Genomic DNA, 19,930 nt, shown 5'->3' on the forward strand with positions numbered 1-19,930 from the left:
GAGACAGTCCTGATGCGCGTGCTGCGCGGCGCCGGGACGCGCGGGCTGGCAGGGGTGCGGCCGCTGCGCCGGGTGGAGACGGGGCAAGCCCCGTCTCTACAGAAGCGCCTCGTGCGGCCGCTGCTCGGCTTGCGGCGGAGAGAGATCGTCGACTATCTGCGCGGGGTGAAGCAAGACTTTCGCGAAGACGCGAGTAATCAGGATCCGAAGTTTTTGCGGAATCGCATCCGGCATGAACTGCTCCCGTTGCTGGAGGGCGGCTACAACCCGCAGATCGCGGAGGCGCTGGCGCAGATGGCAGAGATCGCGCGCGCCGAAGAGCAGCACGCGGAGCGCGAGGTGAGCGAGGCATGGCGTGAGCTGGCACGCTGGAAGGCGACGCCGGGCGAGGGACGCGGGGTGCTGCTCGCGGCCTCCACGCTATCGCGCCTCTCGGTGGCCTTACAGCGACGCCTGATCCAGCATGCAGCGGAGAGGTTGGATGTGACGCCGGCATTCGACCAGGTCGAAGCCGTCCGCGAACTGGCAGCGAAGCGCAGCGGGACGGTCGAGCTGCCTGGTGGCGTGCGCGCGGTGCGCGCGGGTGAGGAGCTGCGGTTGTGGGTGGGAGAGGCCGGCAGCACGGCGACCGGCTATGAGTTCCACCTCCCGGTTCCGGGAGAGACACGGCTTCCGGAGCTGCAGAGCGTGATCCGGACGAGCCAGGAGACGGGACAAGTCCCGTCTCTACCCTTACTGCAGTGGAATGGCGAGTTGGTGGTCCGCAACTGGCGGGCTGGAGACCGGTTCTATCCTCAGCATTCGAGCGGTCCGAAGAAGGTGAAAGAGCTGCTGACGGCGAAGAAGATCATCGGACGCGAGCGCACGCTGTGGCCGGTGGTGGCGGCGGGAGAGCGCGTGGTCTGGCTGCGGGGATGGGGGGTGGCGGCGGACGCGGTTGCCGCCGTTGGTACCGCCGGGGTACGGATCGAAGAAGTGGTTTCCGCAGAATGAGCCAACCGTTGTATGCTCATGAACTGAGTTTCGCTAGTCCCGCACCCCCCTTTGAGGCGCCCTTTAATTGGCCGAAGAGAAAACCAACCTTAAAGTCCTGCTGACGACCGAACAGATCTCCAAGCGCGTGAAGGAGCTGGCGCGGCAGATATCCGAGGACTACCGCGGCAAGACCCTGCACGCCATCTGCGTGCTGGAGAACGGGTTCATCTTCATGGCCGACCTGGTGCGTGGCCTCGAAGTCCCCGTCGTTTGCCAGTTCATGAAGCCGCAGTTCACCGACGTGCAGCAGGGCGCGACCAGCACCACCGAGATCTTCTTTACCCCGGAACCGAACGTGAAAGGCCAGGAAGTGCTGCTGATCGAGGGTCTGGTGCAGTCTGGCATCACTAGCGAGTTCCTGATCCGCACCATGATGGCGCGGGGTGCGAAGTCGGTGAAGCTGGCAGCCTTCCTCGACAAGCAGAAAGAACGCCGGGTCGAGCTGCAGCCCGATTACTTCGGCTTCCTCATCGACGAATCGTTCGTCGTGGGCTACGGCCTGGGCTCGCCGCACCTCGGCCGCAATCTTCCCTACGTCGCCTCGGGCCTGCCGAATCCGGCTGCCGCGGCGAAGTAATAAGGCGAATCCCTTCCCGACAGCGGGCAGTTTTTCGGGTTCCCGGGAACTTTTGTCCGCCCAAAGGGGTTAAAATCAATGTGCATTGCGGTGGTGCGCGGCCGCATCTAATTACCGAGGGCTCGGCGGTGAAGCTGCTCCGCCCTCGCGTTTGACGACGCGCTGTACAGCGCGCGTCATCCGCTCGCCCTTTGTGGGGTGGCGGCGTGATGCAGGTCGGGGTCTGATACAGGCCCGCCGGCTTTGGCGGGCGCCGGTTTTAGCGAGACTTCGTTAGAGAAGATCGGGCTAAACAGGGCCGGCGGATATGAGGAGATCAACGAAGTGAATTCTACGGTCAAGACGGTGCTGTTCTGGCTGGTGATCCTGGCCTCGTGCGTGGTGTTGTGGCAGGTGGTGAAGGCGGGAAGTGCGGGGCCGAAGGAGAAAGAGATCAGCTACTCCGAATTCGTGTCGCGCGTGCAGCAGGGCGACGTGGAGTCGGTGACGATCAACGGCACGCTGGTGCAGGGCAAGTTCCGCAACAACAAGACAGAGACGTTCCGCACCACGCTGCTGGCGCAAGACCAGGACATGGCCAAGATCCTGCGCGACAAGAACGTGGTGGTGAACGTGAAAGACGCGAGCGCCGGCAACTGGGGAACGTGGGTGATGACCTTCTCACCGTTCATCCTGTTCGGCGTGCTGTGGTTCATCATGATCCGCCAGATGCAGACGGGCGGATCGAAGGCGCTGAGTTTCGGCAAGAGCCGGGCGCGCCTGCTCTCCATGCAGCAGAAGAAAGTCACGTTCAAAGACGTGGCCGGCGTGGATGAAGCCAAGGAAGAACTGAAAGAGATCATCGAGTTCCTGCGCGAAGCGCAGAAGTTCCAGAAGTTAGGCGGACGCATCCCCAAGGGCGTGTTGCTGGTCGGGCCTCCGGGCACGGGCAAGACGCTGCTGGCGCGCGCCGTCGCCGGCGAAGCCAACGTTCCCTTCTTCTCCATCTCGGGTTCGGATTTCGTGGAGATGTTCGTGGGCGTGGGCGCATCGCGCGTGCGCGACCTGTTCGAGCAAGGCAAGAAGAACGCGCCCTGCATCATCTTCATCGACGAGATCGACGCAGTCGGCCGCCATCGCGGCGCCGGCCTGGGCGGCGGTCACGATGAGCGCGAACAGACTTTGAACCAGCTCCTGGTCGAGATGGACGGCTTCGAATCGAACGAGGGCGTGATCCTGATCGCGGCCACCAACCGGCCCGACGTGCTCGACCCGGCGCTGCTGCGTCCGGGGCGCTTCGACCGGCGCGTGGTGGTCTCGCGGCCAGACGTCCGCGGGCGCGAAGAGATCCTGCGCGTGCACACTCGCAAGATCCCACTCAACGACGATGTGGATCTGATGGTGTTGGCGCGTGGCACGCCGGGATTCTCGGGCGCCGACCTCGCCAACATGGTCAACGAAGCGGCGCTCAACGCGGCGCGGCAGAATCGCAAGACCGTGCTGATGTACGACTTTGAGGTCTCGAAAGACAAAGTGATGATGGGCGCGGAGCGCAAGTCGCTCCTGCTCACCGACGATGAGAAGAAGGTCACCGCGTATCACGAGGCGGGACACGCGCTGGTGGCGGCGAAGTCGCCGCACTCCGATCCGTTGCACAAGGTCACCATCATCCCGCGCGGCATGGCGCTGGGCGTGACCATGCAATTGCCGGAGACCGACAAACACAACTACACGCGCGATTATCTGGAGACGCGCATCGCCATCATGATGGGCGGGCGTCTCGCGGAAGAGATCTTCCTGGGGACGATGACGACGGGCGCGGGCAACGACATCGAGCAAGCCACCGAGCTGGCGCGCCGCATGGTGTGCGAGTTCGGCATGAGTTCGCTCGGTCCGCTGACCTTCGGCAAGAAGGAAGAACAGATCTTCCTGGGCCGCGAGATCAATCAGCACCGCGATTATTCCGAAGACACCGCCATCAAGATCGACTTGGAAGTGCGGCGCTTCGTGGATGAAGGCTACGCGCGCGCGAAGCACGTGCTCGAGAACGACAAGGAGGCGCTGGTGCGGCTGGCGCTGGCGTTGCTCGAACGCGAGGTGCTGGACTCGAACGAGATCAAGCTGGTGATCGAAGGCAAGGAACTGCCCAAGGTGGTGCCACCGCCGAAGGGCGACGACAACAGCGGCGTGCAGCAGGTGCTGAAGCCGGAGCCGGGACGCGCGCCGGGCATCCAGCCGGCGCCGGGGACGGCGTAAAAGCAGGAGTTAGTGGCCAGGAGTTAGTAGTTAGCGAGGGCGGCTGCCAAGCCGCCCTTGATTCTTTTGTGACCCAACTTTTGCGTGGCGCGCCCTGCGTCCAACGGCTAGATTCTTTCCACAACAGTCTATTGCGAGGAGAGTCGTATGAGCCTTCCAATGACCACCACGTTCAACTTCGATGGCTATCGGATCAAGGAATACAAAGGCGTGGTCCGCGGCATCATCGTGCGCTCGCCGACCATCGCGCAGGGCATTCTGGGCGGGCTGAAGAACATCATCGGCGGACAGATCGGCGCCTACACCGAGATGTGCGAGCAGGCGCGCGAGCACGCGTACCAGCTGCTCATCCAGCACGCGCGGGAGATGGGCGCTAACGCCGTGGTCGGGGTGCGCTATGACGCGTCCGAGGTGGTCTCGCAGCACAGCGCGACCGAGGTGCTGTGCTACGGGACGGCGGTTGTCATCGAGGCTGTCAAGTAGGCGCGCTGCGCGCGCAAACCGCTACGCATGTTCGCGTCGCAAACCGCGTGCTGCCCTTCAGCAGGCGGCTCGGCGGCCACAGGGCCTCGCCGCCATTACCCGACGGCAATCAGCGGCTTGGTCGCGGGCCCGACTTCGCCGATGCGCGCGGCGGGGAGCTTGGCGGCATGCAGCGCGGCAAGCAGCTTGTCTGCATTGGTCGCAAACACGGAGATAAGCAGGCCCCCGGCAGTCTGCGGATCGAAGAGCAGCGCCTTCACGTCGTCGGCGACGTTGCCTTCATAGCCGACCAGACACTCGGCGAAGTCGCGGTTGTTCTTCAGACCGCCGGGAATGAATCCCTGGCGGATGCATTCCATCGCGCCCGCTAGCGCGGGGACGGTCCCAGAATGGATCCGCAACGACACGCCAGAGCCGAGCGCCAGCTCGCGCGCGTGGCCGATGAGTCCGAAGCCGGTGACGTCGGTCGCAGCATGCACGCCGAACTCCGGCCGCGCCATGATCTCGGCAGCGGCGCGATTCAGTGTGGTCATGGAAAGCGTCGCCGCATCGATCCAGGCTTGTTCGGCCTTCGCTTTCTTGATGGCGGTGGAGATCACGCCCGTGCCGAGCGGCTTGGTAAGGATGAGCGCATCGCCGGGCTTCGCGCCCGAGTTGGTGAAGACGTGCTGCGGGTGGATGGTGCCGGTGACGGAGTATCCGAACTTGATCTCTTCATCGCGGATGGAATGTCCGCCGACGACGGTGCATCCCGCCTCGACCATCTTCGCAAGTCCGCCGGCAAGGATCTGCTCGAGCACCGCGAGGTCGCCTTTTTCCGGGAAGCAGACCAGCGCGAGCGCGGTTAGCGGACGGCCGCCCATGGCGTAGACGTCGGAAAGCGCATTGGTGGCGGCGATGGCACCGAAGGTGAATGGGTCGTCCACGATGGGGGTGAAGAAATCGACGGTTTGGACGAGCGCCTGCTCGGCCGAGAGTCTGTACACTCCGGCATCGTCGGCTTTATCGAAGCCGACCAGCACGTTCGGGTCATGTTGCCGGGCTAATCTCCCAAGCACCGAGTCCAGCGCCGCCGGACTGAGCTTGCTCGCTCAACCCGCAGCTTTCGCCGCCTCGGTGAGACGCATCGGCTTGACGACTTCCGCCATAACCTCTTTTACCACGGAGGCACGGAGAACACGGAGCTTGGGGGCTACTGAAAGCTGACGTTGGTGACTTTGATGTCGGGAGCGGCGCGGTTCCAATCGGCGGAGATGTGTTCGAGCGTCAGGCGGATGGGCCGCGACTTGCCGGGCGCAAGGGGTGCGGCTCGCAGATCGACCACGTCGGGATAAGGCCCGGCCTGGGAGAGCACGCGAACGGGCATCGTCTCCTTCTGCACCACTTCATTGAGCGTGTTGCGGAAGACGAGTTCGACGGTGGCGCCGTTCACCGTCTGGTCGCCGGTATTCGTCAATTGGCCGTCGAGGTAGGTCACGTTGCCGCCAACAAAATTCTCCGCGGCGGAAAGCTTGAGGTCGGTGAACTTCAGGTTGGCGGCATAGGGGTGGGGCTGGCCGCTGCCGGCGGGTTGGTCGCTGCGCGAGAAGAGGATGAAGCCGACGACTACGAGCGCCAGCAGCGCCGCGCCGGCTCCCATGGCGATCCAGGGCACCGTGCTCTCGGGCTCCGGCTGCCGCCCGAGGGGATGCAGTTCGTGCGCCGGCGGGGACTGTGGCGCTTGCGGCGCTTGTGGTGCTTGTTCCATGGACGGATTGTACCGTGGTTTTATTCTGCTAGCGGTTCGGCCAGCGGTTGCGGCGGCCGCGCTTGCTTCGTTCCCTCATGGTGAGACCGTCATTCACCGGCGACGGTGAGTCCATCGATGCGGATGGTGGGCGCGGCGACGGCGCCGCGGAACTCGAGGTCGCTCCCGATGGCGGTGATGTTACGGAACATCTCGCGGAGATTGCCGGCCACGGTGATCTCCTCGACCGGGAAGGCGAGTTCGCCATTGCGTATCCAGAGTCCGGAAGCGCCGCGGGAAAAATCGCCCGTCACCAGGTTCACGCCAAAGCCGAGGAACTCGGTGACGTAGAGGCCGTCGGGGATCTCGCCGATGATCTGTTCGGCAGTCTTCTCGCCGGCCTCGAGGAAGAAGTTCCCTACCCCGATGCCGGGCGTGCCGGCCAATCCGCGCGCAGCGTTGCCGGTGGTCGCAAGGTTGAGCTTGCGCGCGGTGTAGGTATTCAGCAGATACGACTTGAGCACGCCGCGCTCGATCACCACGGTGCGCCGCGTGGGCACGCCTTCACCGTCGAAGGGTGAGGTCCCAAAGCCGCCGGGGATGGTGCCATCGTCGATCACGTTGACGTTCTCGCCCGCGACCTGCTCGCCCAGTTTGCCGGCCAGGAACGACGCGCCCCGATAGATGGAGTCGCCGTTCACGGCCTCGAAAATGTTCTCGACCAAGGTGCGCGCGACCATGGGCTCGAAGACCACCGGGACGCGCGCCGTGGGAACCTTGCGCGCGCCGAGGCGGCGCACGGTGCGTGCAGCGGCGGTCTTGCCAACGCTCTCCGGCGATTCGAGTTTCGCGAGCGTGCGCGCGACCGAATACCAGAAATCGCGCTGCATGTGGCCATCCTGCTGCGCGATGGGCACGGCGGAGAGCGAGCAATACGAACGCCGATATTCGCCGACAAAGCCGAGCGAGTTGGCGAGCACCTTGTTTCCGGTGGCAGCGTCGAAGGAGCCACCATCGGAGTTGGATATCCTCGGGTCGGCGGACATTGCCGCCGCTTCGGCGCGGCGCGCCTGCGCGATGCGTTCTTCGGTGGGGAGCGAGTAGACGTCGTCGTAGTAGAGCGCGAGGTCGCCGGGGAGCTGCCCGAACTGGCCGGCGGCGGGCAGCCCGGCGTACGGGTCGGCGCTGGTGACTTTCGCCAGCGCGAGCGCGCCGGTGACCATCTGGTCCACGCCTTCTTTTGAAAAGTCGGAAGTGTAAGTAGAGGCGGCGCGGCTGCCGCCGTTATTCGCACTCCCGCCGTTGGAATCAAAAAATACACGCAGGCCCATGGAGCGTCCGCCGGATTCCTTGAGCGTCTCGACCTGGCCGAGGCGGACGACGCTGGAGAACTCGTCGCCTTCGCGCACCACGCACTCGGCGGCAGCGGCGCCGCCGGCCATGGCGCGCTTGACTACGTCAGCAGCGAGTTGTTTGAGATCATTCGACATTAGGATCGTTGGACATTGGAGTCAGTGGGCATTGGTTCGATGGACATAGAGGACTGGAACGGTTACGCCTTGGCGGTGCCGCCGACGGTGATCCAGTCGACCTTGATGGTCGGGATGCCGACGCCGACAGGAACCGATTGGCCATCTTTGCCGCACGTCCCCACCCCTTCATCGAGCTTGAGATCGTTGCCGACCATGGAGACACGCGTGAGTACGTCTGGCCCGTTGCCGATGAGGGTGCAGTTCTTGAGCGGCGCGGTGATCTGGCCGTCTTCGATGAGATAGGCCTCGGAGGCGGAGAAAACGAACTTACCGTTGGTGATGTCCACCTGGCCGCCGCCGAAATTGGCGGCGTAGATGCCGCGCGGGACGGAGCGGATGATGTCTTCGGGGGCCTCGTCACCGGCCAACATGTACGTATTCGTCATGCGCGGCATGGGGATGTGCTCATAGGACTCGCGGCGTCCGTTGCCGGTATCGGCGATGCCCATGAGACGCGCGGAAAGTTTGTCGGCCAGGTAGCCCTTCAGTATCCCGTTCTCGATGAGCACGGTGTTCTGCGTGGGCGAGCCTTCGTCATCTACGTTGATGGAGCCGCGGCGGGAGGGCAGCGTGCCGTTGTCCACGACGGTGCACTTCTCGCTGGCAACGCGGCGGCCGATAAGGCCGGTGAAGGCAGAAGTCTGCTTGCGATTGAAGTCGGCTTCGAGGCCGTGTCCGATGGCCTCATGCAGCAGGATGCCGGGCCACCCCGGGCCGAGGACCACGGGCATCTCTCCCGCGGGCGCATCCTGCGCCCCCAGCTGGATGATGGCCTGCCGCGCGGCTTCGTTGGCAAAGTGCTCGGGCGTCTTCTCAGTCAGGAAGTAGTCCTGCGCCACGCGTCCGCCACCACCCGAGGAACCGCGCGCCGAACCGGACTCGCCTTTATCCGTACCCTTCGCGATGCAGTAGACGCTGAAGCGCGCCAGCGGCTGCAGGTCGGTGGCGATGGAACCATCGGAACCGACGACCAGGATGCGGCGGATCTCTTCGGCGTAGCTGGCGCGCACTTGAAAGATGCGCGGATCGAAGGCGCGTGCGGCGCGATCGGCGCGCATCACGAGGTCGAGCATCTGCGCCACGCCGGCATCGGCGGCGGCGTTGGCGACTACGGGATAAAGGTCGCGCCCGGCCGCCTGCTTCAGGTCGGCGACCGGCTGCTTCGCCGGCCCACTCGCGATCATGGCGGCGGTACGCGCCGCGCGCAGGATGCGCTCGGGCGCGAGGTCATCGGTGTAGGCGTATCCAGTGCGCTCGCCCGAGATCACGCGCACGCCGCATCCCGCCGAAATGCCCTGGGTCGCGGACTTGACCAGCGATTCGTCCACCGAAAGGGACGAAGCATAGTGGTGCTCGAAGTAAAGGTCGGCGTAGTCGCCGCCGGCGGAGAGCGCCGCGGCAAGGTATTTCTCCAGGTCGCGTGCGGCCAGGCCGTAATGCTCGAAAAAGAACTGGTCGGGGATCGTCATGAATAAGGATTGGATGCGGCGGCGGAGCAAAGGTCGCCAGCATCCCTGCCCTCGATTATAGAGGCGGCGGCGGCGTACCCGACGGACTTGGCTCATTTGCGCCGGGCATTCCCGAGTCGTACAATCCTTCCACGGCATCCGATAGGGTGTAGCAACAGGCTGTACTCGCCCGCGGCGAGATGGCACTGGAGGCAAGATGAGCGTCACGAGTTTCCGCAACGCTTCGGAAGGTTCTCTTCCGAAAGTAACCACGCAATCCATCTTCGAGAAGAAGCAGCGGCGCGAGCCGATCACGTGCCTCACGGCGTACGACTACGCCAGCGCGCGCCTGGTCGACGAGGCGGGCATCGACATGGTGCTGGTCGGCGACTCGCTCGCCATGGTCATCCTGGGCTACGAGAACACGCTGCCAGTGACGATGCGCGAGATGCTGCACCACACCGCGGCGGTGCGGCGCGGAGTGAAGCGCGCGCTCGTGATCGCCGACATGCCCTACGCGTCGTACCATATTTCCAAGAAGGATGCGCTGCGCAATGCGGCGGCCTTCCTGAAAGAAGCCGGCGCCGAGGCAGTAAAGATCGAAGGTGGCGCGAAGCGCGTGCCGCTGATCGAACGCCTGACCGATGCGGAGATCCCCGTGATGGGCCACATCGGGCTCACGCCGCAATCGCTGCACGTGATGGGGGGATACAAAGTCCAGGGCAAGACGCTGGCGGCCGTGGAACAACTGCTGAAAGATGCGGTCGCGCTCGACCGCGCCGGCGTGTTCTCCATCGTGCTGGAAGGCATTCCGCGCGAGGTGGCCGCGATGATCACCGCCGAGGTCTCGGCGCCGACCATCGGCATCGGCGCCGGGCCAGAGTGCGATGGGCAGGTGCTCGTCTTCCACGACATCCTCGGGCTCACCTTCGCGCCGCCGGCAAAGTTCGTCCGGCGTTATGCCGACCTGGGCGCGGCCATCACGCATGCGGTCGAGAACTTCAAGGCTGACGTGGTCAGCGGACATTATCCCAACGACGACGAGAGCTACCACCTGCCGAAAGAGACCAAAGCGGCGCTGGAGAACCTGCTGGCGCGGAAGGTGCGGTAGCACCCTGAGAGCTTCGGCTTCTTGTTCTCCACACCATCCGGCCGGATGACGACGTGAAGACGGAGTTCGTGTACCTGCAGTAAGCGGCGCTGGTATCCTTCCGGCGTGCAGATCATTGGCAGCATCGAGCAGATGCGGGCCGCGTCGCGCGAAGTGCGGCGCGCGGGAAAGCGGGTTGGCTTCGTCCCCACCATGGGCGCGCTGCACGCCGGACACATCTCGCTCGTCCGCGCGGCGCGCGCGCAAGCGGACGCGGTCTGCGTCTCCATCTTCGTGAACCCCACGCAATTCGGTCCCCAGGAAGACCTGAGCAAGTATCCGCGGCCGTTCGAGAAAGATCGCGAGCTGATCGAGGCGGAGAAGGTGGACTTTCTCTTTTATCCCGAGGTCCAGGAGATGTATCCGCCGGGCGCCGTGACGTGGGTCGAGGTCGCGGAGATGAGCGGGAGGCTCGACGGCAAGTCGCGTCCCGGACACTTCCGCGGCGTCACCACCATCGTGAGCAAGCTGTTCCACGCGGTCGAGGCGGACGTGGCCTTCTTCGGACAGAAGGACGCGGCGCAGTCGGCGATCATCCGGCGGATGGCGCGCGACCTGGATTTCGAGACGCGGGTAGTGATCTGCCCCACCGTGCGCCAGCCGGATGGCCTGGCGATGAGCTCGCGCAATATGTACCTCTCGCCCGAGGAGCGCAAGCGTGCCGCCGTGCTCTATCGCGCGCTGAGCCGCATCCAGTTCCACGTAGATAAGGGCGAGCGGCGGGCGGCGGAGCTCATCCGCATCGGCAAGGAAGTGCTGGCGGACGAACCCGAGGTCAAACTCGACTACTTCGAGGCCGTGAACAACGACACGCTCGAGCCGGTCGAAGACGTGAGTGCGGGCGCGCTGGTGGCGGTGGCGGCTTTGGTCGGGAAGACGCGGCTGATCGACAACCTGCTGGTCTTTGGCGGCAGTGCTGCTCGTGGACCAGAACTGAAACCGTAACCACGAAGGTCACGAAGTCTCACGAAGGTTTTGTTTTTGTTCTTCTTCGTGTTCCTTCGTGACCTTCGCGGTTCATGCTCTTCGTGGCCCCGAAACGAAGCTGGAATCCGCAATGACGTAGCGCAGTCTTTCTTTTTGCGCTTTCGTGATGCCGATGCGCGGCGTGGTGGCGATGCGTGGCGGACGAAAACCGGCATCGGCGATGTAGAGATCGGAGCGGCCGCTCTTCACAGCACGGCTCTTCACAGCACCGCCGGTCAGGTCTTTGCCGTTGTCGCGCGCGCGCGTGATGGAGAGCGCCTGGCAGAGGCGTCCCGGTCCCGAAGTCAGATGGCGCAAGAGCTTCGGCCGCGATCCCAGATCAATACACTCGGCCGCGCGCAGGCCGCGAGCTTTGGCCATGGCGCGGGATCCGACGACCGGTTCGAGCGCGCGGATGAGGACGCATCCGGCTTCGCCTTCCGGCTCGCAGGAGACGTTGAGGCAGTAGTGGTTGCCGTAGATGAAGTAAACATAGGCGTGGCCGGGCGGACCGAACAGGACTTCCGTACGCGCCGTCTTGCCTACAGCGGCGTGGGCGGCGAGGTCGCCGGCGCCGAGGTAGGCTTCGACCTCGACGATGCGTCCGGCGAGCAACTGCTTGCCGCGGCGGCGGATGAGCACCTTACCGAGCAGTTCGCGCGCGACGCGGCGCGGGTCACGAGCGTAGAATCGGCGGTCGAGTGGGCGGAAGTCCTCGAGCGGGATCGGAGCCACAACGTCATTCTATTCACGAAAGGCGGACCATGAAGATAAAGACAAAGCTTGCGATCGCGGTAACACTGCTGCTGGCGCTGGTGGTAGCGGCAAGCGCGGCCTCGGTGCCGGCGGGGACGCACGTCTCCGTGCGCATCAACAGCGAGCTGAATTCCGGCGCCAACCACGTGGGCGACACTTTTGACGGCGTATTGCAGAGCGCCATCGTCGTCGGCGGCAGGACCATCGCTCCCCGGGGTGCGACCGTCCGCGGCAGGGTGACCGCGGCGAAGGATAGCGGTCGCATCCACAAGCCGGGATATCTCTCTATCCGGCTCACCGAGATCAACGGCATGCCGGTGACCACGACGCCGGTGGGACGCCAGGGCAAGGGACACACCAAGAGCAACGTGACGAAGATCGGTGGCGGCACGGCGGCGGGCGCAGTGATCGGCGCCATCGCGGGCGGCGGCAAGGGCGCGGCCATCGGCGCGGGCGTGGGCGCGGGCGCAGGCACGGGCCTCGCCTACGCGACCGGCAAGCAGCAAGCCGTGTTCCCGGCGGAGTCCCTGGTAACGTTCACGGTGACGAGTGGAAGCGCAGCGCGCCGAAGCACACCGCGATAACGCAGGCATGATAAGGACGAGGCGGGGCTGATAGGCCCGCCTCGTTTTATTCGGACGGTCGTTTTATTCGGGCGGTCGTTTTTCCGGCCGTCGCGAACGGTGTCGATCCGAACGGCGTCAGTCTGAACAACTGTGGTCATGGACGATGCGCCAGCCTTCGGGCAGGCGGCGCAGAATGAGTGTGGTCAATCCGCCGAGCTGTTTGCCGTCAGGCGTTTTGTCACCAGACATGGCCAGGTGCCAGCGGCCGCGGGCCAAAGCCGAGTGCGGACCGAGCGGTTCGATCTCGACGCCGGAAAAATCGAGCTTGCCCATGCTGGCCTTGCCGGCCGACTGGTATTTCCGGCGGTAGCGGGTAAGGGTGGCGTCCCATCCGCGGGTCACGCTGCCACCGCCGAAGAACGTAAGCCGCTCCGACTTCCAATAACCGGCCATGTAGCCTTCGAGGTCGCCACGGTTCCAGGCGGCGACTTGCATGTCGAGCACACCGCGGATGGCGGCGGTGTCCGCGGCTCCACTCTTGAGGCGCGGCTGGAGTTGGACGCTGGGTCCGCCCGTGGTTGACTGAGCCAAGCTGCCGGGAGCGAAGCCAGGCGGGGCGAAGAGGGTGATGAGCGCGAGCGCGATCGGCCGAAGACGAAGCATGAGCGGGCTCCCTTTTCGCGCCCCAAGTCCGGGGGACGCGGCGGACGTTTGTCTAGCAGAGGCGGTCTAGCAGAGGCGGGGGAGGGACTCAAGCGAAATCCTCAGGTTCCTCAGGCCCAGGATTCATTGACTCAGCGGCGAGGAATGCTGTATTTTTGCGGCTCGCCAACATAGTTCCATCCCTGTTTTTGAGGGACTTGTTTGGCGGTTTTCCCCCGCCAAACTGTAGGTGAGACCTTGTCTGCCCCGGCCAACCCGTCGATGGGAACTGCTCCACAAAAGATCGGACGCTACGAGATTGTCGGCGAACTCGGTAAAGGCGCCATGGGATTGGTGTTCAAGGCGCTCGATCCGATGATCGGCCGCACCGTCGCGATGAAGACCATGCGCATGGACGTGCATGGCATGGAATCCGACGAGATGCTGAAGCGCTTTCAGAATGAAGCGCGCGCAGCCGGCGTGCTCAACCACGCGAACATCGTGACCATCTACGACGCCGGCGAGCAGACCGGCATGTTCTACATCACGATGGAATACATCGAGGGCGTGACCTTGCACTCGCTCATCGCGCAGAACCGCGTGCTGCCGGTGGAGCAGATCATCGAGGTCTCGCGCCAGGTGTGCGCCGGGCTCGACGTAGCGCATTCGCACGGCGTGGTACATCGTGACGTGAAGCCGGCGAACATCATGATCACCCCCGACAAGACGGTGAAGATCATGGATTTTGGCATCGCCAAGGCAGGCGGCGGGCTGACCTCAGCCGGGCAGGTGCTCGGCACCCCGAATTACATGTCGCCGGAGCAGGTGAAGGGCCGGACACTCGACGGCCGCTCCGACCTGTTCAGCTTCGGCGTGATCCTCTATGAGATGGTCACCGGCGAAAAGCCGTTCACCGGACAGAACGTCACCACCATCATCTACAAGATCGTGAACGAGAATCCGATCCCGCCACGCGAGCTGGATGTGACCATCCATCCCGGGCTGAGCGCGGTGATCACGCGCGCACTGGCGAAGAATCCGGACGAGCGCTACCAGAACGGAGCCGAACTGGTGAAGGATCTGGTGAACTACAAATCATTCGGCGCCGCTCCGGACGCCGCGTCGGTGAGCGCGGGCGCAGTGGCGTTCGCGATGAACGCCAGCGCCACCGACAAGACGGTGGTCTTCGATTCCGGCGCCATGCAAAAGCTCGGGTCGGGCACGGCGGCGGCAGCGGTGCCGCCAGCAACGCCTGCGCCGTCTACGGCTTCGTCCCCGCCCGCGGCAGCGGCGCCGGCGCCATCCCCGCTGCGCGCCATCGACAGCACCGTGGACATGGCGAAGAAGAAGGTTGCACCGGCGATCGCGGCAGCGAAAAAAGATCCCAAGAAGTTGTTGCTGATCGGCGGTGGAGCGCTGGTGCTGCTGCTGCTGCTGCTCATCGGCGGCATCGGATGGGCGCGGCATCGCAGCGCGCAGCAGCAGCAGGCGGCGGAACAGCAGCAGCGCGACGAACAGGCGAGACTAGCGGCGCAGCAGCTCGAGCAGCAAGTGCAGAACGCACCGGGTCCGGCGGCGTCAGCGCGGTCCGGATCCGCGCAAAAGACAACGCAGAAGCCGGCCAAGACGGCTGCGGTGAAGCCGGCCGCGACGCCCGGCAAGCCGGGTGCTCCCGTGACCACGTCGCCGTCGCAGCCCACGCCCTCCGCTACCACGGGCGAGCTGCAGATCACTTCATCGCCGAGCGGTGCGCAAGTGCAGGTCGACGGCGCGGTGCAGGGTACGTCTCCGTTCAATGCGAAGAGCCTCGCTTCCGGGCAGCACACGGTGGTGGTGAGCAAGCCGGGTTACCAGAGCGCGACGCGCGTGATCGCAGTCGTGGTGGGCAAGAGCACGCCGCTGGTGGTCACGCTGCAAGCTGTCGCGATGGCAACGCTTTCGGTGTCGAGTCAGCCCGCCGGCGCCGCCATCCTGGTCGATGGCAAAGACAGTGGCAAGGTCACGCCCGCGCAGCTTCCCATGGAAGCGGGCGAGCACAAGATCGCGTTGCGCAAGGCGGGATTCAAAGATGCGGCGGTGACCACGCCGCGGCTCGCCGCCGGCCAGACCTTCAACTTCGCGCCGCTGCTACAGTCGGGCAAGAACGAGGAGAATCCGTTCAAGCGGCTGTTCGGCGGCGGCATGCCCGAAGGTAAGGGGATGGCGAACCTGCGCTCCACGCCAAAGGGCGCGCAAGCGTCGATGAACGGCTTCACCGCTCCGGGACACACTCCCTTCAAGCTGCCCCTCGACCCGGGCACTTACGACATCACCTTCAAGCTCGGCGGGTACAAGTCAGTCACCAAGAAGGTGACCGTCGAAAAAGGCAAGACCGTCGAAGTCGACGTCCCGCTCGAGAAGCAATAGCCTCCGCCCGATGGCACGCCTCATCATCTCGGCCCCAGATGGCAAGCGCGGCATCCTGGAGATCACGAAACCGGTGATCACCGTCGGACGCGGCAACGCGAACGATCTTGTGTTCAACCACGCCAGCGTCTCGCGCTTCCATGCGGTCATCAAGCTGGAGCCGGATGGCCGCGTGCTCGTCGCTGACCGCGACTCCACCAACGGCGTGCTGGTAAACGGCGCGCGCATCACCGCGGAGACGCCGCTCGAGAATGGCGCGGATGTGCAGATCGGCGCTTACGGACTGAAGTACGAGAGCACTGCCGAAGGCGCGCTGCGGGTAGAGAAGGTCGAAGTCCCTTCCACCGTGAACGAGGTGCTGAACGCCGAGGCGTTGCAAAGTCCGGCGTCCGCAGAGACGCCCGTCGGATCGAAGGACGACCTGATCGCGCAGGTCAAAAAGCTGGAGCGGGAAAAGTACCTGCTCACCGTGCTCTACGATGCGGGCAAGTCGCTGAGCGCGAAGCTTTCCATCGACGCCATCGCGAAACAAGTGGCGCAGCTCGCCTTTCGCATCGAGGGCGTGGAGCGCGGCTTCATGATGCTGTTCGACGAGGACGGCGACGTGCAGCGGCAGACCGAGGTCCGTTACCGCCAGCAGCCCAAGACGCAACAGCCGCAGATCTCATTGAGCCGCTCGGTGCTCGATCTGATCAAGACGGAGAAGCAGCCCATCCTGATCTCGGACGCCTCCGCCGACGAGCGCTTCACCGGTTCGGAGAGCATGAAGATCTCCGGCCTGCAGTCGGCCATGTGCGCGCCGTTGCTGGGCAAGGAGCGGCTGCTCGGCATCTTCTACGTGGACAACCTGGAGCAGACGGCGGCGTTCACGCAGGATGAGTTGAACGTGTTTGCGCTGGTGGCGGCGCAGGCGGCGGCCGCCATCGACAGCGCCATCACGCACGAGCTGCTGGCGCGGCAGGCGGTGCAGCGCTCCGCGCTCGAACGCTTCCTCTCACCCGACGTGGTAGAGATGATCGCCGCCGATCCCGACAACGTGCGCCTGGGTGGCGCCAACCAGGTGGTGACGGTGCTGTTCGCCGACATCCGCGGCTTCACCAGCATCTCGGAGAAGCTGCCGCCGGAAAAAGTGGTCGAGATCCTGAACGAGTACTTCACGCGCCTGACCGACGTGATCTTCGACAACGGCGGCATGCTCGACAAATATCTCGGCGACGGCGCCATGGCCGTATTCGGCGCGCCGATCACGAAGGGGAACGACGCGCTGAACGCGGTGCGCGCGGGCATCGAGATCCAGCGGCTGGTGCTGCAGCTCAACGTGGATTCGGCGGTGCGCAAATGGCCGGAACTGCGCGTGGGCATCGGCATCAATACCGGGATCGTGACGGCGGGAAACATCGGCTCGCCGCGCCGCCTGGACTACACCGTGGTGGGCGATACGGTGAACGTGGCCGCGCGACTGATGGCCAACGCCGCCGGCTGGCAAGTGCTGATCTCGGAATCGACGGCGCAAACGCTCGGTCCGGAATTCCAGATCGAGCCGCTGGCGCCGCTCTCGGTGAAAGGCAAGTCGGAGCCGCTCTCGGTGTTCTCCGTGCCGTGGGGCGAGAGCAAGAAGCGCGCGACTTCCGGCCGTTAGAACCAACGCTTGCCGCGGAAATAAGAGAGCACGACCACCACCGACCCGATCATCACCACGGTGGCATAGATGGCGCCGTACGGCGTGTGCTGCCAGGGCAGCGCCAGGTTCATCCCGAAGAAACCCGTGATGATGACCAGGGGCAGCGCCACCGTCCCCCAAATGGTCAGCACCTTCATGACCTCGTTGGTGCGGTTGGCGACGGCGGAAAGATAGATGTCGAGCGAGCCGGCGAGCAGGTCGCGATAGGTCTCGATCAGGTCGATGGTGCGGACGAGGTGGTCGTACACGTCGCGGAAGTAGGGGTCGAGGTCGTCGCCGACCAGCCCGCGTTCTTTGCGCATGAACGCGTTCACCACCTCGCGCATGCTGGAGGCGATGCGCCGGAACTCGATGAGCTTGCGCTTGAGCCGGAAGATGGTCTGTAACTTGTCAGGCCCGGGGTCGAGCAGCACGGTGTCTTCCAGGTCCGAAGTCTCTTCCGCGATCAGGTCGATGACGGGCGCGTACTCGTCGACCAGGGAGTCGATCAGAAAGTAGAGCGCCTTGTCGAGGCGGTCGGTGCCGTCCTCCTCGATGCGGCGATGGACCCTATCCATGAGGGTGGAGTGTCCCTGGGTCACGGTGATGAGGAAGTCTTTGCCGATGAAGACGTCTATGTCACTGAAGATCAGCTCGGTGTCGTTATGGATCTGCTTGATGACGGAAAACAAATAGAGCTCGTGCTCCTCGTACTTCGACCGCTGCGGACGATGCCGGCAATCCTCGATCTGCAAAGGATGCAGGTTGAAGCGCTTCGCCAGCGCGTCTAGCTGTGATGAGTTCGGGTCTTCCACCTCGAACCAGGAAATCTTGCAGCCCGGGCGCGGGGAAAGCGATGGTTCGAGCGTGGCGGCCTGGGGGGGCTGCGGCGGTGTGGGTGAAACAGTCATCGGGCGGGAAGTATAACAGCGGAGAAAATCGAAAGACGACTACTGGAAGACGAGAAAGACTATGCCCGCTTCTTGGTCTCGCCGGCGTCCTTGACCTGCCACGGACGCGGTTTGGCGCGATCCGCGGGCGCCTCGCGACCTTCTACGCGGTCGTACATATAGCGATCGCTCACGGTGCCGAGCGACTCGTTATAGAGCGAAGGGGCGCCGGTGGCTTCCTTCAACTCTTCGGAGAAATCGTGCAGCGCCTTCAGGTGGTCGGCGGTGGCAGGGATCTCCGTCTTGGTAGTCTGGAGGAATTTCTGGTAACCCTTGTCGACCAGGCGCGCGATCTCACCGCCGATGAGATAGCCGGGGCGGGCGAAGACGCGGACGAACCCGTCGTCCTCACGCTCGATTGCAGCGGAGACGTTGTACTTTTTCACGAAGACGCGGTTCGAGGTGGCGGGAGCTTCGAGGATGTCGAAGCCGTGATCGCGCAGCCACGCGACCGCTTCCTCGTACGTGCGTCGTTGTTCAGTGTTTGCCATAGTCGTACCTGCGGCGCTCGAAATACGATAGCCCTAACGCGCCGCCTCGTTGTTGCCGGCGCCGGTGGATTTCGCCGCCGCGCGGACCCAACAAGGACTTTGAGCATGGCACAGACCGCACCACAACGGCAAATCCGCGCTGTTGACCGATAGGGGACGGGGTAACGAACATGGAATACTTGGGCACGCAGAGTGAGAGTGAAGAACCATGCTGAAGCTGCCGCGCGCACTTGCCGACGCGATCCGCCGCCACGCCGAGCGTGACTATCCCGAAGAATGCTGTGGCGTGCTGCTGGGACGGATGGAAAACGAAAATGGCGTGCGAAATGGTGACCGAGACGGCGCGCGGACCGTCGCCGAGGTTCTACCGTGCGCGAACGCAGTAGCCCGGCCAGCGAGCCACAACCGCTACGCCATCGCGCCGCACGAGTTGATCGCGGCACAGCGCGCGGCGCGCGAGCGCGGATTGGTCATCGCCGGCTTCTATCACTCGCATCCCGACCACGACGCCGCACCCTCGGCCACGGACACCGCGCAGGCGTATTGGCCCGAGTGCGTCTATGTGATCGTGAGCGTAGCGCAGGGCAAGGCGAGCGAGATGAATGCGTTCCTGCTGGCCGGCAACGGCGAAGCGCGTCTCCAGCCCGAGGCGATCGCGATCTCCGATCGACCTGATTGGTGATCGACACTCCCTCCCCAAGCCGCGCTTTTCTTTTTAGGAAGGTCTCTTAGGAAGGCGCCGCCACGGCATCGGTCGCCGGCGCAGACTTAGGCGTAGGCCCAGGGATGCGTCCGTAGAGCGCGGTGGCGGCGCCCCACTGTGCCAGCCGCAGCAGCCAGCGCACCCACAACCACGCTTGCGCCACCAGGAACCAGATGAAGATGGTGAGCGGCGAATGCTGCGGGAAGAAGCGCGCGAAGGCGGCGTAGGCGAAGATGGCGAGGCCCGCGAGCAGCGCCAGCGCGAGGTACACGCCGATGACGCGGCCGAGGTTGCGCCACATGAAGCCGGCGGCGTGCCCGAGCGCGGCGAGCACGGAGCTGTGATCGTCTGCGACAAGGTCGGCCTTGGCATAGTCCACCAGCGCGTTGACCGCCATCACGCACAGGAAGAAGAGCGCCCAGCGCACCCAGTTCAAGTAGAACGGCCAGACCTCGCGCACGCCGTCCTCGAAGGCCACCTCCACAAAGTGCGCGACCATGTGGTTGAAGATCCAGAAGACGATGAAGTAGAGGAAGGACGCGATGGCGGTGAGACGGAAGAAGCGGGCGGAGTAGCGTCCCATGCCGCGCCCGAAGGCGTGCGC

General features: G+C 64.5%; 19 protein-coding genes. 10 read left to right on the top strand and 9 right to left on the bottom strand.

What is annotated here, in order from left to right:
- The 4 genes from tilS to M3P27_11040 form a co-directional block, all read left to right on the top strand.
- Positions 1 to 993: tRNA lysidine(34) synthetase TilS (gene tilS / locus M3P27_11025; GenBank protein MDP9268839.1), on the top strand; the 993-nt coding region annotated here is incomplete at its 5' end.
- A gap of 67 nt (positions 994 to 1,060) precedes the next feature.
- Entirely contained in the window at positions 1,061 to 1,612 is a 552-nt protein-coding gene (locus tag M3P27_11030; GenBank protein MDP9268840.1) for a hypoxanthine phosphoribosyltransferase, read from the top strand.
- A gap of 324 nt (positions 1,613 to 1,936) precedes the next feature.
- A complete protein-coding gene (ftsH, locus tag M3P27_11035; protein ID MDP9268841.1) occupies positions 1,937 to 3,847 on the top strand; it encodes an ATP-dependent zinc metalloprotease FtsH in 1,911 nt (636 codons plus the stop codon).
- A 147-nt stretch (positions 3,848 to 3,994) separates the two neighbouring features.
- Positions 3,995 to 4,330, top strand: a complete 336-nt coding sequence (locus M3P27_11040; GenBank protein MDP9268842.1) for a YbjQ family protein — start codon at positions 3,995 to 3,997, stop codon at positions 4,328 to 4,330.
- Between the two features lie 95 nt (positions 4,331 to 4,425).
- On the opposite strand, the gene selD is transcribed toward M3P27_11040, so the two are convergent.
- The 4 genes from selD to tldD form a co-directional block, all read right to left on the bottom strand.
- A complete protein-coding gene (selD, locus tag M3P27_11045) occupies positions 4,426 to 5,478 on the bottom strand; it encodes a selenide, water dikinase SelD (GenBank protein ID MDP9268843.1) in 1,053 nt (350 codons plus the stop codon).
- Positions 5,479 to 5,522: 44 nt separating this feature from the next.
- Positions 5,523 to 6,077 (bottom strand): DUF2393 domain-containing protein, encoded by a 555-nt coding sequence (locus M3P27_11050; protein MDP9268844.1) that lies wholly within the window; start codon positions 6,075 to 6,077, stop codon positions 5,523 to 5,525.
- Between the two features lie 89 nt (positions 6,078 to 6,166).
- The gene (locus M3P27_11055) at positions 6,167 to 7,546 is read right to left on the bottom strand and encodes a TldD/PmbA family protein (GenBank protein ID MDP9268845.1); all 1,380 of its coding nucleotides are present in this window, start codon (positions 7,544 to 7,546) and stop codon (positions 6,167 to 6,169) included.
- A gap of 62 nt (positions 7,547 to 7,608) precedes the next feature.
- Positions 7,609 to 9,057, bottom strand: a complete 1,449-nt coding sequence (tldD, locus tag M3P27_11060) for a metalloprotease TldD (protein MDP9268846.1) — start codon at positions 9,055 to 9,057, stop codon at positions 7,609 to 7,611.
- A gap of 196 nt (positions 9,058 to 9,253) precedes the next feature.
- Between tldD and panB the strand changes: the two genes are divergently transcribed.
- A complete protein-coding gene (panB, locus tag M3P27_11065) occupies positions 9,254 to 10,147 on the top strand; it encodes a 3-methyl-2-oxobutanoate hydroxymethyltransferase (protein MDP9268847.1) in 894 nt (297 codons plus the stop codon).
- Between the two features lie 105 nt (positions 10,148 to 10,252).
- Positions 10,253 to 11,131, top strand: a complete 879-nt coding sequence (gene panC, locus M3P27_11070) for a pantoate--beta-alanine ligase (GenBank protein ID MDP9268848.1) — start codon at positions 10,253 to 10,255, stop codon at positions 11,129 to 11,131.
- A 72-nt stretch (positions 11,132 to 11,203) separates the two neighbouring features.
- On the opposite strand, the gene M3P27_11075 is transcribed toward panC, so the two are convergent.
- Positions 11,204 to 11,878, bottom strand: a complete 675-nt coding sequence (locus M3P27_11075; GenBank protein MDP9268849.1) for a DNA-3-methyladenine glycosylase — start codon at positions 11,876 to 11,878, stop codon at positions 11,204 to 11,206.
- Between the two features lie 38 nt (positions 11,879 to 11,916).
- Between M3P27_11075 and M3P27_11080 the strand changes: the two genes are divergently transcribed.
- A complete protein-coding gene (locus tag M3P27_11080) occupies positions 11,917 to 12,492 on the top strand; it encodes a hypothetical protein (GenBank protein ID MDP9268850.1) in 576 nt (191 codons plus the stop codon).
- 117 nt (positions 12,493 to 12,609) lie between these two features.
- Here M3P27_11080 and M3P27_11085 read toward each other — a convergent pair whose 3' ends face one another.
- Entirely contained in the window at positions 12,610 to 13,137 is a 528-nt protein-coding gene (locus tag M3P27_11085; GenBank protein MDP9268851.1) for a nuclear transport factor 2 family protein, read from the bottom strand.
- Between the two features lie 237 nt (positions 13,138 to 13,374).
- Here M3P27_11085 and M3P27_11090 point away from each other — a divergent pair, with 237 nt between their 5' ends.
- Together M3P27_11090 and M3P27_11095 are read left to right on the top strand one after the other, a co-directional pair.
- A complete protein-coding gene (locus M3P27_11090) occupies positions 13,375 to 15,522 on the top strand; it encodes a PEGA domain-containing protein (GenBank protein MDP9268852.1) in 2,148 nt (715 codons plus the stop codon).
- Between the two features lie 10 nt (positions 15,523 to 15,532).
- A complete protein-coding gene (locus M3P27_11095) occupies positions 15,533 to 17,161 on the top strand; it encodes an FHA domain-containing protein (protein MDP9268853.1) in 1,629 nt (542 codons plus the stop codon).
- Here the strand turns inward: M3P27_11095 and corA are convergent.
- Positions 17,158 to 18,093: a magnesium/cobalt transporter CorA gene (gene corA / locus M3P27_11100; protein ID MDP9268854.1), complete on the bottom strand. Its 936-nt coding sequence runs from the start codon at positions 18,091 to 18,093 to the stop codon at positions 17,158 to 17,160. The two genes, M3P27_11095 and corA, sit on opposite strands and share 4 nt — an antisense overlap.
- Positions 18,094 to 18,152: 59 nt before the next feature.
- Entirely contained in the window at positions 18,153 to 18,623 is a 471-nt protein-coding gene (locus tag M3P27_11105) for a hypothetical protein (GenBank protein MDP9268855.1), read from the bottom strand.
- A gap of 208 nt (positions 18,624 to 18,831) precedes the next feature.
- Between M3P27_11105 and M3P27_11110 the strand changes: the two genes are divergently transcribed.
- Entirely contained in the window at positions 18,832 to 19,305 is a 474-nt protein-coding gene (locus M3P27_11110) for a M67 family metallopeptidase (GenBank protein ID MDP9268856.1), read from the top strand.
- A 46-nt stretch (positions 19,306 to 19,351) separates the two neighbouring features.
- On the opposite strand, the gene M3P27_11115 is transcribed toward M3P27_11110, so the two are convergent.
- On the bottom strand, positions 19,352 to 19,930 hold a 579-nt coding region (locus M3P27_11115), incomplete at its 5' end, for a hypothetical protein (protein MDP9268857.1).

Source organism: Acidobacteriota bacterium (assembly GCA_030774055.1).
Lineage (GTDB): Bacteria > Acidobacteriota > Terriglobia > Terriglobales > Acidobacteriaceae > JACPNR01.